13 protein-coding genes are annotated in these 16,056 nt (G+C 34.0%); 1 reads left to right on the plus strand and 12 read right to left on the minus strand.

Features of this window, described 5'->3' with window-relative positions; all coding sequences use genetic code 11:
- Positions 1-10 precede the first annotated feature (10 nt).
- From H9X96_RS10335 to gmd, 12 genes are all read right to left on the minus strand, one after another.
- Positions 11-904: an NAD-dependent epimerase/dehydratase family protein gene (locus H9X96_RS10335; RefSeq protein WP_187666193.1), complete on the minus strand. Its 894-nt coding sequence runs from the start codon at positions 902-904 to the stop codon at positions 11-13.
- A gap of 11 nt (positions 905-915) precedes the next feature.
- Entirely contained in the window at positions 916-1,686 is a 771-nt protein-coding gene (locus H9X96_RS10340; RefSeq protein ID WP_187666194.1) for a glycosyltransferase, read from the minus strand.
- 10 nt (positions 1,687-1,696) lie between these two features.
- The gene (locus H9X96_RS10345; protein ID WP_187666195.1) at positions 1,697-2,839 is read right to left on the minus strand and encodes a glycosyl hydrolase family 28-related protein; all 1,143 of its coding nucleotides are present in this window, start codon (positions 2,837-2,839) and stop codon (positions 1,697-1,699) included.
- A complete protein-coding gene (locus H9X96_RS10350) occupies positions 2,817-3,737 on the minus strand; it encodes a hypothetical protein (RefSeq protein WP_187666196.1) in 921 nt (306 codons plus the stop codon). Before H9X96_RS10350 ends, H9X96_RS10345 begins: the two co-directional genes overlap by 23 nt.
- Entirely contained in the window at positions 3,730-4,794 is a 1,065-nt protein-coding gene (locus tag H9X96_RS10355) for a glycosyltransferase family 4 protein (RefSeq protein ID WP_187666197.1), read from the minus strand. Before H9X96_RS10355 ends, H9X96_RS10350 begins: the two co-directional genes overlap by 8 nt.
- On the minus strand, positions 4,791-5,657 hold the full coding sequence (locus H9X96_RS10360; protein ID WP_187666198.1) for an O-antigen ligase: 867 nt from the start codon (positions 5,655-5,657) through the stop codon (positions 4,791-4,793). The genes H9X96_RS10355 and H9X96_RS10360 overlap by 4 nt, the downstream gene beginning before the upstream one ends.
- Positions 5,658-6,135: 478 nt before the next feature.
- Positions 6,136-6,903, minus strand: a complete 768-nt coding sequence (locus H9X96_RS10365) for a glycosyltransferase family 2 protein (RefSeq protein WP_187666199.1) — start codon at positions 6,901-6,903, stop codon at positions 6,136-6,138.
- Positions 6,904-6,913: 10 nt separating this feature from the next.
- Positions 6,914-7,669 carry a hypothetical protein gene (locus tag H9X96_RS10370; protein WP_187666200.1) on the minus strand — a complete coding sequence of 252 codons (756 nt, stop codon included), beginning with the start codon at positions 7,667-7,669 and terminating at the stop codon, positions 6,914-6,916.
- The gene (locus tag H9X96_RS10375; protein ID WP_187666201.1) at positions 7,657-9,015 is read right to left on the minus strand and encodes a lipopolysaccharide biosynthesis protein; all 1,359 of its coding nucleotides are present in this window, start codon (positions 9,013-9,015) and stop codon (positions 7,657-7,659) included. The genes H9X96_RS10370 and H9X96_RS10375 overlap by 13 nt, the downstream gene beginning before the upstream one ends.
- Complete coding sequence (locus H9X96_RS10380; RefSeq protein WP_187666202.1) at positions 9,015-10,103, minus strand: Wzz/FepE/Etk N-terminal domain-containing protein; 1,089 nt, start codon at positions 10,101-10,103, stop codon at positions 9,015-9,017. The genes H9X96_RS10375 and H9X96_RS10380 overlap by 1 nt, the downstream gene beginning before the upstream one ends.
- Positions 10,104-10,231: 128 nt before the next feature.
- Positions 10,232-12,706, minus strand: a complete 2,475-nt coding sequence (locus H9X96_RS10385) for an SLBB domain-containing protein (RefSeq protein WP_187666203.1) — start codon at positions 12,704-12,706, stop codon at positions 10,232-10,234.
- A 94-nt stretch (positions 12,707-12,800) separates the two neighbouring features.
- Complete coding sequence (gene gmd / locus H9X96_RS10390) at positions 12,801-13,937, minus strand: GDP-mannose 4,6-dehydratase (protein WP_187666204.1); 1,137 nt, start codon at positions 13,935-13,937, stop codon at positions 12,801-12,803.
- A 182-nt stretch (positions 13,938-14,119) separates the two neighbouring features.
- Between gmd and H9X96_RS10395 the strand changes: the two genes are divergently transcribed.
- On the plus strand, positions 14,120-16,012 hold the full coding sequence (locus tag H9X96_RS10395; RefSeq protein WP_187666205.1) for a RagB/SusD family nutrient uptake outer membrane protein: 1,893 nt from the start codon (positions 14,120-14,122) through the stop codon (positions 16,010-16,012).
- Positions 16,013-16,056 lie beyond the last annotated feature (44 nt).

The following is a 16,056-nucleotide window of genomic DNA, read 5'->3' on the forward strand; positions in this document are numbered from 1 at the left end:
TTTTTGAATGTTAAATTTTAAAATATTCTAGAACAGAATTAGGATTCCAACCAATCTGATCTTTTGCTTTTGTAGCATCAAAAGTCAAGTTTGACATTATTTTTTTCAACTTCTGTGAGTTCAAAGGCGCCTTTTCTCCAATTAAATCACCTGAGTATGCAATAATTTTGGCTAACCAAACAGGGATATTGAATACCCTGCTCCCCTTACCTAATTGAATTGATAAACTTTCAGATAATTCTTTGAAGGTAATATCTAGACCATCAGTCAAATTATAAATGCCACCAACGCTAGAAACCTTAGGAATAATGTCTGCAACGTCCTGAGCCATTACAACACTTTTATTAGCATTTCCATTTCCAACATTAAAGTAATATCCTTTTTTAATTCCCTTTATCATTGCACCTAGATTTCCTGGAGGATTGGGTCCAGCTAGTAAAGGTAGGCGTAAAATTGAACACATAACATTATTCACAGTGCACCAATTCAGGATTAATTTCTCAACTTCTATCTTACTTTTCCCATAAGGATCAATTGCTTGTAATGGCATGTTTTCAGAAATATTAATTCCTTCAACTAAACCGTAAACAGCCACTGAACTAATAAAAACAAATGATTTTGGGATAGCATTTGAAAGCTCTAAGCCTTTTAGAAGGTTTAGAGTACCTCTAACATTTACATTATAAAAATCAAACTCATCGGAACTATTTCTAGGCACAAAATGAGCTTTCCCTGCCGCATGAACAAGAATATCTACACGAGGTAATTTAGGTACATCACTTGATAAATCGCACTGAATATCCGAATTTATTGAACGTCCCAAACTAATAAGCTCAAACCTCTGTAACTGATGAAATATGATGCTTCCTAAGAACCCTGAAGCTCCTGTAATTAAAATTTTCATATAATATTACTCTAAACCCAGCCCCACTTATTAAAATAGATTATTGCTCCATGAATAGAGTACCAAGTTAATTTCCAATTCGTATGAGATCCTTTAGCAAAATGATGATAAACAATTGATTCAGGGAAAAAAGCGGTTTTTGAAACTTCTAAAAACCGCCTCGTTAGATCTGCATCTTCGATATACATAAATATCCTATCATCAAATTTGCCAACCTTTTTTAAAGTTTCAGTTCTTAAAAACATAAAGCATCCAGATAAATATGGTACATTATATATTATCTGACTATAATCCTTATCCCTAAATTCATAACGATCCATTCTTTTCTTGAACCTACTTTTTATAAAGCCCGGCAAAAATCTTCTCGCAAACAAATCAAATGGTGTGGGATTTGTTTTACATAAGTATTGAATCGAACCATCCGGATACAATACCTTTGGCATAACATGTCCCACATCCAGATTATCCTCCATAAAAGAAAATAGCTTTTCCAAATTCCCTTCTGAAAAGTATATGTCAGGATTTAATACTATGTGATATTTTGAATTATTCTTAATTGCATTCTCGATTGCAATATTATGCGCTGCACCGAAGCCTGGATTAGAGGGATTATGTAAATACTCTACTCTGATATCTTCGCAAATATCCATTAAGACATTCGTAGGTGAGTTATCAATTAGATATAATTTCACCATTAAACTTGTTTTTAAAAAACTATTTATAGCATCTGACAAGACTTTCCGATCATTTTTATAAAGAACTATACAACACGTTATATCCATATTTTCAATCTTATTGAGTATTAAAATTCAAGTTATACTTATTATTTACAATGCCCAGATTCTTTCTCTTTACAGACTCTGAAAAGTTTAAAAAACCGTTACCCGATACTAAATCACAATAACCCATATCCGAAATGTTCAATATAAAACCTGTCATTGAAATATTATTTGTAATTATTGCACTTCCACCATTAACCATAATGACTCCATAAAAATGAGGATCATTACTTGTAAAAGTATTATTTGAAAAATCAACATTAGAAGCTCCGTTTGTCCTTAGAATAGTTCTAAAAGAATTTTCGAAAAAATTCCTATTTACATAAAATCCGAATGTAGCCGAGGTTAAATCAAGACTAACCCCTTTAAAATCTGAGACACTTTCACATCTATTTTCGATAAATGAATTTGAAATATTTGAAGAACTCTTTTCACCTAATTTTAAATACCCATTTTTCATGTTTTCAAAGCCACATCCCTGAATAATATTAATATTAAAAGGACCTTGACAATAAATTCCAATTTTTGAATTTATAAAGTAGCTATCACGAATCATATTTGCATACATTCCTTCTTTATCAGATCCCTCGACATTAATACAAACTTCATGCTCCTGAAAGACACAATTATACCACTTCACTTTTGTCAGGTAACCACCTTTTACATTCATAGAAAATCCATACTTAGATTTTAATGTGCGTATATTACGAAATATAACATTTGAAAGGGTATTAACATTAGAGGTGAAAATAGCATCACCTTTTAATTTCCCTTTAGGAAGTATAGCAGATCCAGAAATCCCTCCAACGTCGCCCTCACCAAGGAGTTCGGTATCCGAAAGAACATTTAAGCTACTAGTTATTATATAATTGCCCTTTGGAAAAAAAATAGTTCTACCCTTTCCATTATTTAGTGCTTTTTGCAATGCATTGGTATCATCAGTGACTCCATCTCCCTTCGCTCCAAACATATTTACATTCAAATAATTACCATTAAGGCCAGAAACGTCTTTGTGAAAAATAGAACTAGCGAAAGTTGTGCCGGTAAACACGACAAACAATGTTGCGCTAAGAATGAATGATCCATTTAACACTGGAATATTAAAAAACATGACTAAACAATAAATAAGAAAATTAACTACTTTTTTTAAATTCATTTATCCTATTAGGATGGGTAACGCTTAATCTGTAATCATTGAAGGGAAGCTTCCAATTAAAGAAACCATTATAAAATGGTCCAGAATCTGGCAATGTATACAACTCTTTATCTTCAGTAATTACAGCAACTTTAAAACCAAGTTTCTGGATTTGCTCAGTGATTTGAACTTCACCAAAACGAATAATAGACAATTTGTAGTCTTCTTCAGACCCTGGCAAAGATCCACCATTTGATTTCACTAGTTCTTTTAAAACACTAGACCGACTAACAAGAAAAAAACTTTGTAAGTGTGGGCGAAAATTATTTTTTATCAATGTTTGATAAATTTTAGTTGAATAAGAGATCCCTAACAAGCCTAAACTTGGATCCGATTTAAAAATATTAACATATTGATCTATAAAAGGAACAACCATTGAATCTACTGAAGTATTTGTCAAAAAGACAATTTGTTCTTTATTAGAATCCACTAATTTATCAATAGCAAAAGAATAGCCAGAAAAGTCCATTGCCTTATTCAAAACAGGATAGATTTCAAAATCTTCGGTAAAGAAATCTTGTTTCTTTAGATTTGCGACGTAATCGTCATTACAATCTGAAATTGTTAAAATTTTTCTTAGATTATATTTACCATCATAATTGGACAGGCGATCAAAATGAAATTTAAGACCGCAAGCAAATGTTTTATTTATATATTTTATCGTCTTTTCTCGAGTAAAAGGATAACCTGCCCACTCATGAACAACAAACAATATTTCGTTTCCAATGGGAGTCCCATCAACCCTCTTTTGGCGAGATGATTTAATAAATTTCCCATTTATCTTCTTTAACCATTCAAATAGATATAAAAAAGGACTGAATATTAATTCAAGACCTATTAAAAAATAAAATTTAATCATATAATTGACGATACTTTAAACTTACATTTTCCCAAGAAAAATTATTCTTAACGAATGCTCTATTTTCTTTAGAAATTGACTGATATTGCTGAGGTGACTTATAGAACACATCAAAAATAAGATTTAAGTCACTATTTTTTTTTAAAATTAAATTACTGGCAGGGATGATTTCTTCTGCTACCGGAATGTCCCATGCAACCACAGGAAGACCACAATTCATAGCTTCTATATAAACTAAACCAAATGTTTCACCCCTAGACAGAAGAACAAAGCCATCAGAGTTCAAAAGCAAATTAGACGTATTTTCAACATAACCAACAAATTCAATTCTGTCAATTATCCCCAAATAAACAGCTCTATCTACCAGTACCTTTTTGAAATCTTCCTTACAATCACCAACTATTTTGATATTCCAGTTCTTATGCCTTATGAATCCCAAAGCCTCTATCAATCTATCCATACCTTTATTATAGGTGACAGATCCTATAGAGATAAGCCGAACTGGATCACAAAAAGAATTTTCAATTGTGCTTTCCGCAATCACCGTTTCAACCCAATTAGGAATAACTATTGATTTAGACTTGAAATTTGAAGAAGTCAACCCATAATGGCTTAGAAAAATTATCTTAGTTGCAAAAAACTCTGAAATATATTTTACTGAATAATGAAATGTCCCAACAAATATTTTGGTGAAAAAATTCTTATAGGATTGAATATTACTACTTGGGAGCGAGTGTATGGTTATGATGCTCATTATTCCAAGTATCTTCCCAATTATGCTCATCCAGAATGCTGCCTTAGGTTGATGCGCATGTATTAAGTCATAATTATTTGATTTCAGAAACTTAAACAAAGTTAAAAGCCCAGATGTCGGATACCATTTTAAATCAATAACATTATAGGGTATATTCTGTTCACTAAGTATCTTCAAAAGAGGGCCAGAGCTAAAAGCTAAAAGCGAAATATCATAATCATTCTTTAAACCTTGAATTAAACCCAGCACATGCCGCTCACTACCATATAAATTTGGTTTATCTAATACATATAAAATTTTCATATGGTAACTTTTGAAGGATAGAAAAATATTAGAAATGGAATAGCGAAATTCAGAGTTTGGAAGGAAAATGAAAAGATGAAAAGAAACAGAAACCAATCTTTATAGAACCTATCATTTTGTACATTAAAAATATACCTCCTAGATTTATAAAAGAAAAAAACCGCAAGAATAACGCCAAATTCTACAAAGAGCTGAAATATGAAATTAAAAGATGCAGGTGCAACACCTTTAGGATAATAGAATATATCCATGTAATCTGGTAAATAATCCTTTATATAGTATTGAAAATTATAAATCCCAACCCCAAGTATCAATCCCTTGTCCAGAATCAGTTTAAACAATGCTTCTGCACTTCCATATCTTTCCAATGTTGATAAATCTGCTCCTTGATTAAAGGAGCTTAAAAGTCTTTCTGTGAGGTTAAAACCACCAATGTTAAATGAACCCAGAAAAAGTAACCCAATCAAAATAAATGGCAAGTAAGCTAAAACTTTTAGAAATCCTTTTACTGTCAAAATCTTACTTTCCCTTAACCAAACAATTAAGAAGAACAAAGCAAAAATCAACAAACCTGTTCTTGATATTGAAACAATAACACCATAAATATATAGGGCAATTAATATGTAATATAGTTTACTACTAACTATCTTTCTTTTCCAAGCATAATACAGTGCTAGAGTTGAAAAAAATAGCTGATAAACAAAGAAGGATGCCTCATTAGTTAAACCCACGGGCCTAGCATTAATATAGTTTTCTAACCTAAAGGTTTCCGAAAATGAGGGATTATTGTGTATTAATAAAAAACCCAAACCAAGAGATTGAATTAACACTGCTATAACTGGTAATACGCCAGAAAATGCCATCGCTTTAAGAAAGCTATTTTTAATCACATCTAAAGGATAGTAATACTCAAGATATGACCTGATTATATAAAAACAAGGGAGATAAAAAAAGAATTTATTTAATGACATTAAGCTCCTCAAATAAAAGACAGGCTCAGTGTAAGGGTCGGGAATTAAATTATTGAATATAACTCTTATTATAGTAACAAGAATTGACAAAAAGCAACAACCTAAAAAAAGCAACCAAATCTTGTCTTGAGGCTTATAATAGATTTTCTTTAAGATATCGTCTCCACGAATAACCTGAGTAAATAGGATAAATGCTGTTACGATTAATAAATTTAACTCAAAAAAAGATACAGTTACTCCGATTTTAATAAAAGAGGTAACATTAAACTGACTACTGAATATTAATGGAAAAAGTAGTCCTACCTTATATTTACTAACAAAATATAAAGATGACAAGCACAGTAAAAAGTAAAATATGTAGAATATATAACTAAACATATTTTCTATAAAAAGAAACCATCATATTCAATACACATCTATATTGATATGAAAAATAGCTCTTAAATACAGAAACATTAAGATTATTTCTAGAAGCTATCATAACCTCTCTAAATCCCTTACTAGCATGCATGTTACTTATTCCACCAACATTCATGTTAGAAATCACACTATTAACATATTTAAACTGTCCCCCTGCTCCATAAACTCTACTAAAAAGCTCGTAATCCATAGCAATCCTATAATCCAAATTATATAAAAAGTCTTCATAGACCTGATGGCTTGCAAAAACTGTTGGATGCCAGATTGGCATTTGCCTATCAAAACTTTGAAGATTCAATGGTTTATACACCTTGTGTCCATTCTCATTAAACATTTTAATATCACCATGTAGAACAATATAATCATTACCTTTTAAACAGTTATCTCGATAAAAATTAACCATTAATTCCACTGCATTTGGTTCATAAGAATCACCCGAGTTAATTAGACCTATTAGCTCGCCTTTGGCTCTCAATACTCCTTTGTTAAATGCATCGCTTATCCCCTTGTCCTTCTCACTAACCCAATATGAGATATTCGTTTCATGATTTTTTATAATATTAATAGAGTTGTCTGTAGACCCCCCATCAATAATTATGTATTCTATATTTTTATATGTCTGCTGTTGGACACTTTTTATTGTAGCTTCTAAATTTTCAGAGTCATTATAAACAATAGTTACTATTGAAACTAAAATATTCACATCTAATCCATTCATCTTAAATATATTAAAAATCCTTACAAAACAACTTAAACTTTAACATTTGAATGATATTCCTCGGAAACCAATAAAAGAGTGAATCATTGTAGTTTTTATTATCAGTTCCTGACCTACCAGAAATCCGTAAGTGAAACTTAAAAGGTAAATAAAAGTATCCTGAAATAATTGCTCGCAAAACTGCTTTACTTAAAACGTGCTCAAAATAAACACCTTTAGTATCATTAATAAGCTCTAAAGAATTAATTAAAAAATCCTCATAAAATGATCTGTCAGCGATAAAGAATCTAGAGTCTGAGTATTTCATTTTACCACACAATTGGACCATTAAATTTGATTCCGAATTAATATAATTCTTTAGCAAATTAGATACATTTAAAATTTTATATCTGCCTGTAATCTTACAAATCGACTTACTACTATTTACGAATATGGAGTTATCAATAGCATATTTAATTATAAGCATCTCCCCATATCCCTTACCTAGGACTTTATCATAATTATTCCCATCAAAAGTTAAAACTTCTAGCCTACCCTTAGTACTTACATCAAAATGATTACTAATGTCAAATCCTGAATTTTCAACAAACAAAACTTTACCTTCAGTCTTTTCCAAATAGAAGTTTATTGCCTCAACATACTGGTTTAATCTCAGATCTGGATTTTGCAATTCAGTAAAAATCATACCTGCTGGATTGATACAGCCAGTCAACATTAACAAAGGAATATCCTTAACCGGAAACTCACTTCTCTCTATTTCTTCCATAATCCAGTAGCACTGTTATTAATAAGCTTCTTATATTGTATGATTTCAATTATGCCACAGAAAAAACATAAAATAGTCGTAGATAGTACGACACCTGTTACACCAAATAGTTTTGCCAGATAAATAGCCAACGGTATATTTAATATTCCTGAGATAAGAACTAAATAAACTTGTATTTTAATTACACCTATTCCATTCAGATAGTAAATGTAAATTGTTCTATAAGTATTCCAAACCGTGTAAAATGCTAATACCAATGATAAACTCAATGGAATGTAAATCTTTTCACCAACCCAAAATTTATAGATTAAAGGAGAGATCAATGCCATAATAACAGCAAGAACAGCTAAACCTAGACAGAGCCAATTAAGATTCTTGACTGTCTTCCTTATCCAGTCATAATCTCCCTTTGTATTAGCTTCTGAATATGCAGCCCAAAGAGGAGTCATCACAATTGCAGAAATCATTGTTATAACACCAAAATATTTATAGGCAATATTATATGGAGTAACTTCTTTAGGTCCCAAAACTTGTGTGATAACCATGTTATCAATATTATAATACAAAATTAAGCCAAGTTGTATCACGAAAAATTTCAAGCCAAGACTTAAAATTTCATTTATAGACCTAAAATCAACATATTTAAAAGAGGGTGCAATTAGTTTATATTTTGTCTTATATAAAACCGCACTAAACAACATTAAAACTAGCATTGGACTTAGGCAAATAGGAATACATAATTGTAACAAGGTCCCAGAAGAGTAACTTTTTGTTAAGAAAAATATTGCTATAAATGATATTAAATTCCCAATAAAATTTATCAATGATCCGATTACTGTATTTTGATTTGACACCGCAATTACAGTTATCAACTGTAATACAAATTGAAAACTAAAGGATATAAAAACAACCAAAGCCACCAACCACAATTCATCTGAATACTCACTTGGTGCATTTAAAATTCTTGACCAATCTAGAAAATGCTGAGCAATTAAAAATACAATCAACAGTACCAAACTAATCAATGCTAAAGCTGCATAAGTCGTACTAACATATTTTTTAGCTTTCAAAAAATCCTTTTCTGAAATTGATTCTGTTAATTTAGTTTTTAGCCCATTACCTAAGCCTACATCAAAGAAATTAAACCACCCAACTATTGAACTTAGTGTAAGCCATAAACCATATTGAGTTTCATTAACAAAGCTAATTGTTAAAGGAACGAGCATTAAGCTTATTAAAATACTGCCCCCTTTTATAAGTAAAGAGCTAAATATATTTTTCTTAACATTGAGACTCCTTTCATGGCCTTTTGAAAAGAACTTAACTATAGACTTAATCATAAACATTATATCTGCTTTTTTAAGAACCTCTTAATTGACAAAAACATAATCGCCAAAAAACCCAATAAAATTGCCCCAATTAAGCACGATATAACTCCGTTCGTCGAAGTTTTAATCAAAGGGTATAATGGTGTATCTATTACTTGTACAAGAGGTGTCTCTTTCAACAGAGCCATTTTAGACATTTCTAAGTTTTGTATGAGAGTGCTCAGAACCGCTTTATTTGTTTCTGCACTAAATTGAGCTTTTTGAACTGGTGCAGACCTTTGTACCTGCCTCGTTGGATTAAGATTTGGAGTGGCATCTGCTACTACAGCAGCCTGATAAATTTCGCCATTCATGACCGCACGAACTGAATCTGTTTTCCGCTGTAAAATCGCAATATTATCTAATGATTTTTTGGTTTTAGTTTGTTTATAAAAATCGTTAACATTTTCTACCATTTGATCATTAAACCTTTTAGCAAAGATCTCGTCTGGCGCAGTAACATCAACTTTTATTATATTCAGTTTTTTATCTAGCTTATCTACAATAAGATTTTTTTTATTTATGTTATCAACGATAAATCCTATTACACTATCCTGTAGGCGGCGAATGCCTTTATCTTCTTTATTAATATCGCTAAAAAAATGAAAATTAGAAAGTTTTGAATCCTTTTCCCAATTTTTCTTCAAACCGCTAAAAAGCACATAACGGTCAATTAACAGTTCATTAGACCCATCAAGAGCAGGGCTTAAAAGTGTTTTTTCAATCATTTTTCTTGATTTGTACAACTCAAGAATATTATCCCCCTGAAAAATACCTCCACCTCCACCAGCTAAATCAACCCCCGCAATAGAAGCTAAACCTGCCAAAGATCCTAATCCTCCACCTGATTTTTCTTCCTCCAAAACAAAGGTAGTTATCGCTGTATAGGTAGGCTTTTTAAGGTAACTGTAAATGAAGCCAACTCCCCCGCCAATTAAACAAAAGAGAACTATAATAACCCATTTAGAGCGCAGGTACTTAAACACATTACTTATTGACTCCATGATTTCCACAAAAGAAACCTCGTCCGTTTTAATATTCTTATCAGCTTGACTTGAAGATGTCATAATTTAGTTATTCTTACCCTGATACATTCAGGTCTTAATTCTTACAAGGATAGAAATAATAGTCTCGAAAAGTAGATAAGACTATAGGGTTCATCCGATCAATAAACAGCTTATTTAGAATAAGTCACTTACCTCAATAAACTTACAATGATTGCTCCCATAGAAGCAATGGCAGTTCCTAAGCCAATCCAGCTTTGTGCTGTCATGCGTTCTCTCTCCGCTTTTTTAGGCACCATAATTTCTGCTCCTGGCTTGACTTTAGGAAAGTTGTTAAAGAATAAGAACTTCCTCGCGGATTCTACTGATCCATTAGCATATTTAATGTAAGATCCTTTTTTATGAGCATTAGAAGTATAACCTCCTGCACCGTTAATATATTGCTTAAAGTTTTTGCTTGGTAAATAAACAATGCCATTTGGATTCAATACTTCACCTGTAACTTTTACAATCTGTAATTGCCTTGGTATACGTATAACATCGCCATCCTCTACAATTAAGTCATATCTTGATTGTGGTTTTTTTAGAATTCGCAAAAGATCAATTCCAACTAAGTCCGATTGAATCAATTTCTGTTCTACCTCAGCTTTAACTGTATCCTTTGTTCCAACCTCCTGAGCACGCTTCAAGTTTAAAAATTTCTTATCATCCTCATCCTTATTATTAATCGCATTTTTATCATTAGGCTTGACCTTCTCAGCACCAGGTCTTTTTAATGATGCTCCATCTGCATAAGCAGTTTGCGTTAATCCACCAGCTCTCTTAATCAGATCCGAAATTCTTTCATTTTTCTGCATAATGGTATAAGTTCCAGGGTACAATACTTCTCCCTCTAATTTCACTTGCTTCTGCACCTGATACCCTTCTGCACTACGAATGGAAACGACATCAAATGGTTTTAAGACAAAATCGGTGTCTACAATCTTAAGATTTGGATCAACGCTAACATTAAACACTTCAGCTGTTAATGCTGAAGCAGACATTGCATCACTATTCTTAATTCTTCTGGAGATTTCAATACGATTTGGAGTAGCACCTTCTTTAAATCCCCCTGCCATTTGAATCACATCTTCTAGCTTCATATTATCTGCATAATCAAATATTCCAGGAGCTCTTACTTCACCTTGGATAGTCACTTTATACTCATCCCGTAAAGCAAAAATTGATGAAATGGTAATTTTATCCTCCCTGAACAATGGGACATCAGCTTCAGTACCATTCAATAATTTACCTAGATCAAAAGATATTAAAGAAAGACTGTTATCAGGGTTTAATCTTGAAATGTAGCCCCTATTTAGAAATGCATCTTCAGTAATTCCATCTGCTTTAGCAATTAATCCTTTTAAGGTTAATCCTCTATCCAATTCAAATTGGCCAGGACGGAATACCGCACCTGCAATCTCCACTCTGTTTTCGAAACGATCAAGTATACCTTCCACAATATATTTATCCCCATTTAATGGGCCATAAGTAGCAAACTGTTCTGCCCTTACATCAGTAATCTTACGTTCCTTATTAGTGTTTTGTAATACTTTGATCTGCGCAGTATAGGCTTTATCAGAGAAACCGCCTGCAAACCTGATTACATCTTCCAGGCTTTCATTGCTCAGCACCTCAAAAAGCGCAGGGCGTTTTACTTCTCCTGACATTTCTACGCGACTTTGATAAACAGGAATATTAATGACATCCTGATCTTGTAGTCTGATGTTGTTTTTCTGAATCCCATTTAGTAAGAAGTCGTAAACATCAATAGTAGAAACTACCTTATTACCCCTAATTACCTGTATCTGACGAAAGGAACCATTTATATTGGGTCCTCCAGATGCATTTAAAGCATTGAATACCGTAGACAAGGAAGATAGTGTATAAGAACCTGGTTTAACGACCTCACCTAATAAGGTGATTTTAATGCTTCTTATATTCCCAAGGTTAAGTGAAAGATTAGTTCTTCCACTTCTCAGAGCTGGATAGGTTGCAGCCATTTTAGCTCTAATTTTTGAACTTGCTTGCTCAATTGATAAGCCCCCAACAGCAACAGGGCCTACATATTGTAAGGTAATAACTCCCTCCGGATTTACCTTTAACTTATAACTCGCCTCATTGTCTCCACTCAAATCAATTAACAATTCATCATCAGGACCAATTACATAGTTTTTTGGGGTGGCCATTCTTAAATTAGGCTCAAAAGAAATACTGCTATTAGAAAACAGCTCTCCACCAAATATTTTCGGTCCAGCATCCAAATCTATCTTGGTAGTCTTAGTGGTAGGTACACTATTATTTTTAGTTATTTTGCTGGTATTAACATCAGCCTGTCTATCAGTGGATTGATCTGTCACAGTCGTGCCAGAAGCCCCTTTTAATTTATCCACCCTGGCTTTTAGCTTTTGCGCCTCAGCCGGCTTCATACCCTGAGCAGTAGCCATTTGCTCTATCTGAGCTTCACTATAGCCCACGGATTCCGCTCGCTGAATCATTTGCCTAATCTGCGCATCCGATAACTCATCAACCTTAACATCAGCGTAATTAGTCTGTGAATAAGCACTTTGTGCAACTAACACCGTAACAAAAAAAAGAACAGCGGTAAAGATATTTCTAACGTTCATATAGTAAAATTTGTGGCCCCCGTTCCGATCATCTCAGAACTTTTACTAAGGAGCGGAAGCCGCCCCCTTTAATATTATTGTACTCTTTTATATTCTATTCAAAATAATTCAAGGTCTTAAACCCTCCTTGTTTCAAGTATTCATCTTTCTTCATCAAATGAAGATCTGAATGAACCATATCCTGAACCAACGCAGGTAAATCATACTTCGGCATCCATCCCAACTGCGTATTTGCTTTTGTTGGATCTCCCAACAACAAATCAACCTCTGTTGGTCTGAAGTATTTTTCGTCCACCTGAACAACAACCGTACCCGGTTTTAAAAACTCGTCATTTAATCCTAATTTTTTTATAAAATCCTGATCAACATCGATGATCACACCACGTTCATACTGATCCTTTCCACTAAATTCAACCTCTATTCCTAACTCCGCAAAACTCATTTTCACAAAATCACGAACCGTAGTCGTCACGCCAGTTGCGATCACATAATCCTCCGGTTTTTCCTGCTGAAGGATCAGCCACATCGCTTCAACGTAATCTTTCGCATGTCCCCAATCTCTCTGAGCAGATAAGTTACCTAGATATAAGCAATTTTGCAAGCCTAAAGCAATCTTACACGCGGCACGTGTAATCTTACGGGTTACAAAAGTTTCTCCTCTTACCGGACTCTCGTGGTTAAACAAAATTCCGTTACAAGCATACATGTTATACGCCTCTCTGTAATTTACAGTGATCCAATAACCATACATTTTTGCGACTGCATAAGGGGAACGAGGGTAGAAAGGTGTAGTTTCACTTTGTGGAACTGCCTGTACCAATCCGTATAATTCTGAGGTGGAAGCCTGGTAAATCTTAGTTTTCTCTACAAGCCCTAAAATTCTGATGGCTTCCAGTAATCTTAGTGGACCAATACCATCAGCATTAGCCGTGTATTCAGGTGTTTCGAAGCTCACTTTCACATGGCTCATTGCTGCAAGATTATAAATCTCATCGGGCTGAACCTCCTGAATGATTCTGATCAAATTGGTAGAATCCGTTAAATCGCCATAATGCAATTTAAAATTCAGATTTTTCTCATGCTGATCCTGGTACAAATGGTCTATACGTTCCGTATTAAAAGAAGAAGAGCGTCTTTTCAAGCCATGGACAAAGTATCCTTTTTTCAATAAAAACTCGGCAAGATATGCTCCATCTTGTCCTGTGACGCCTGTGATTAATGCAACTTTCATTTAGTATTCGTATAGTTTTGGTGTAAATAGCAAATATATAGGAATATATTTGAATTGTTAGACTTTGGTGACATTAGAACTAGAGAAACTCACAGGTTCCAGTACAGTACATTAGCTATCAGAATTTTGTTCTCGTAAAAAAAATGTACAAATTTGAAAAAACGCCGAATATTTTTAAAATTATGAATAAATATTTACTGATTATCCTCTCCCTCCTCACTTTTGGATGCAGCAAAATCAAAGTCGAGCCAAGCCCAGATCCAACTCCTCAAAAAAAACATCAGGTGACTGGTTTTGTAGAAAAAGGACCATTTCTACAAGGCTCAAAAGTAACTTTGATAGAATTAGACAATAACCTTGCTCCAACCGGAAAAACCTACGAAACCACCACTACCAACGACATGGGTGCTTTCGAATTCAAAGACATCGTACTCAGTTCAGCTTATGCGAAGTTTTCAATTGACGGTTTCTATTTTGATGAAGTAAGAAATACACTTTCGACTTCAAGAATTATCCTGACTTCCATCGCCAAAATCGGCGAAATTGCAAAGGTAAACGTCAACCTCTTGACACACCTGGAAAGCAATAGAATTGTGAAACTTGTTAAAACCGACAAGTTAGATTTCGCTGCAGCGAAAAAACAAGCGACCACTGAATTATTGGCCGGATTAGACATCAAGCAAAACCTGACTAAGGAAACAGACGAACTGAGCCTGACTGATGGAACTAAAGATGCAGCAGTACTAATGGCTATCTCGGCAGTGATGCTCAATAATCCAATTCATACTGATGCTAGTCTTTCAGAATTCCTGAGCAAAATCAGCACACAGCTGGAAAACACAGGTACTTTAGACGAGAGCATCAAAACCACCTTCAAATCCTATGCTTCCCGCATTGATCCAGAAAGAATCAAGGCCAACCTGATTGCGCGCTATAAAACCTTAGGAAAGGAAGTGAATGTATTAGATGACCTGAAAAGCATTATTGGCGCAATTGAAGTTCCAGACATTGTAATTGTACCAGAACTAAGTGACACAGAAATTATCACTTTTGAAACTGCGGTGCTAAACAGATATGCGCTGTTTATAGAGAAATATGATATTTATGACGCCTTATATGCGCCCAATAAAGTCCATACAAGCCTAAGCTCTAGTTTTACTCAATTCTATAACCACAGTGTTAGCCTGCAAAACCTGGAGGTATACAACCTTTGGGCACAAGCTTATCAAACACTTGCTGCCGTAAACGAAGTAATGAAGAAAACCAAAAATCCCAGCAGTGCTAAAATCAATGAGCTGAGAAAAAGTATGGTCATTTTGCGCGCGCATGTTTATTACTTACTAACCGATACCTGGGGCAACGTACCGGTCCCAAAATTCGACATTATATTAGAGCCGCTCGCAAAACCACAAGCTAAAGAAGAGACTCGTACTCAAAATATTGCTGAGCTGAACACGCTGCTGGCCTCAGAAAATCTCTCTACCCCGCTGAACAATCCCTTAGGAAATATGACTGCATTAGGATACGGCCTGCTAGGCAAGTATGAAATGCTGACTGGCCAGTATGCTTCCGCCAAACAGCATTTAGCCAAATTGGAGAATGCAGGCTTTTTTAAACTAGCGCTGCCAGGAAATAAATTCGTCAATTCTGCTGATAATGAAACGCTTGCCGGTTATGGCACCAATTTAGGACCTGCTTTCGCTAGCCCTGCCTTTGTCGCCATTGCAAAAAAAGGAACATATCCATCGATTATGCGCGCCACCGAGGTCGTACTGCTGCAAGCAGAAGCAGAAATGCAATTGGGTAATTTGACAGCTGCAGCCAGCTACCTGAACAAAGTGAGGGTAAGAAATGGCAAAAGCGCTATTGCCCAAAACACCAAAGAAGAACTGATCAAATTCTTGTTAGAAGAATATAAAGAAGATCTGGGCATGGAAGGTGTATACTTTTCGGCATTAAAGCGCCTTGGAAAAGCAGAAACAGTTTTAGGCATCCCTGCCTATAAAACATTACTTCCTTTTCCATTCGATGAATTAAAATATAATTATCTTATTGTACAAAATCCAGGTTATTAACCCCTTAAATTAAAAATGCCTGTCGGAGTTTATGATTCCGACAG

This window comes from Pedobacter sp. N36a (assembly GCF_014472395.1).
Lineage (GTDB): Bacteria > Bacteroidota > Bacteroidia > Sphingobacteriales > Sphingobacteriaceae > Pedobacter.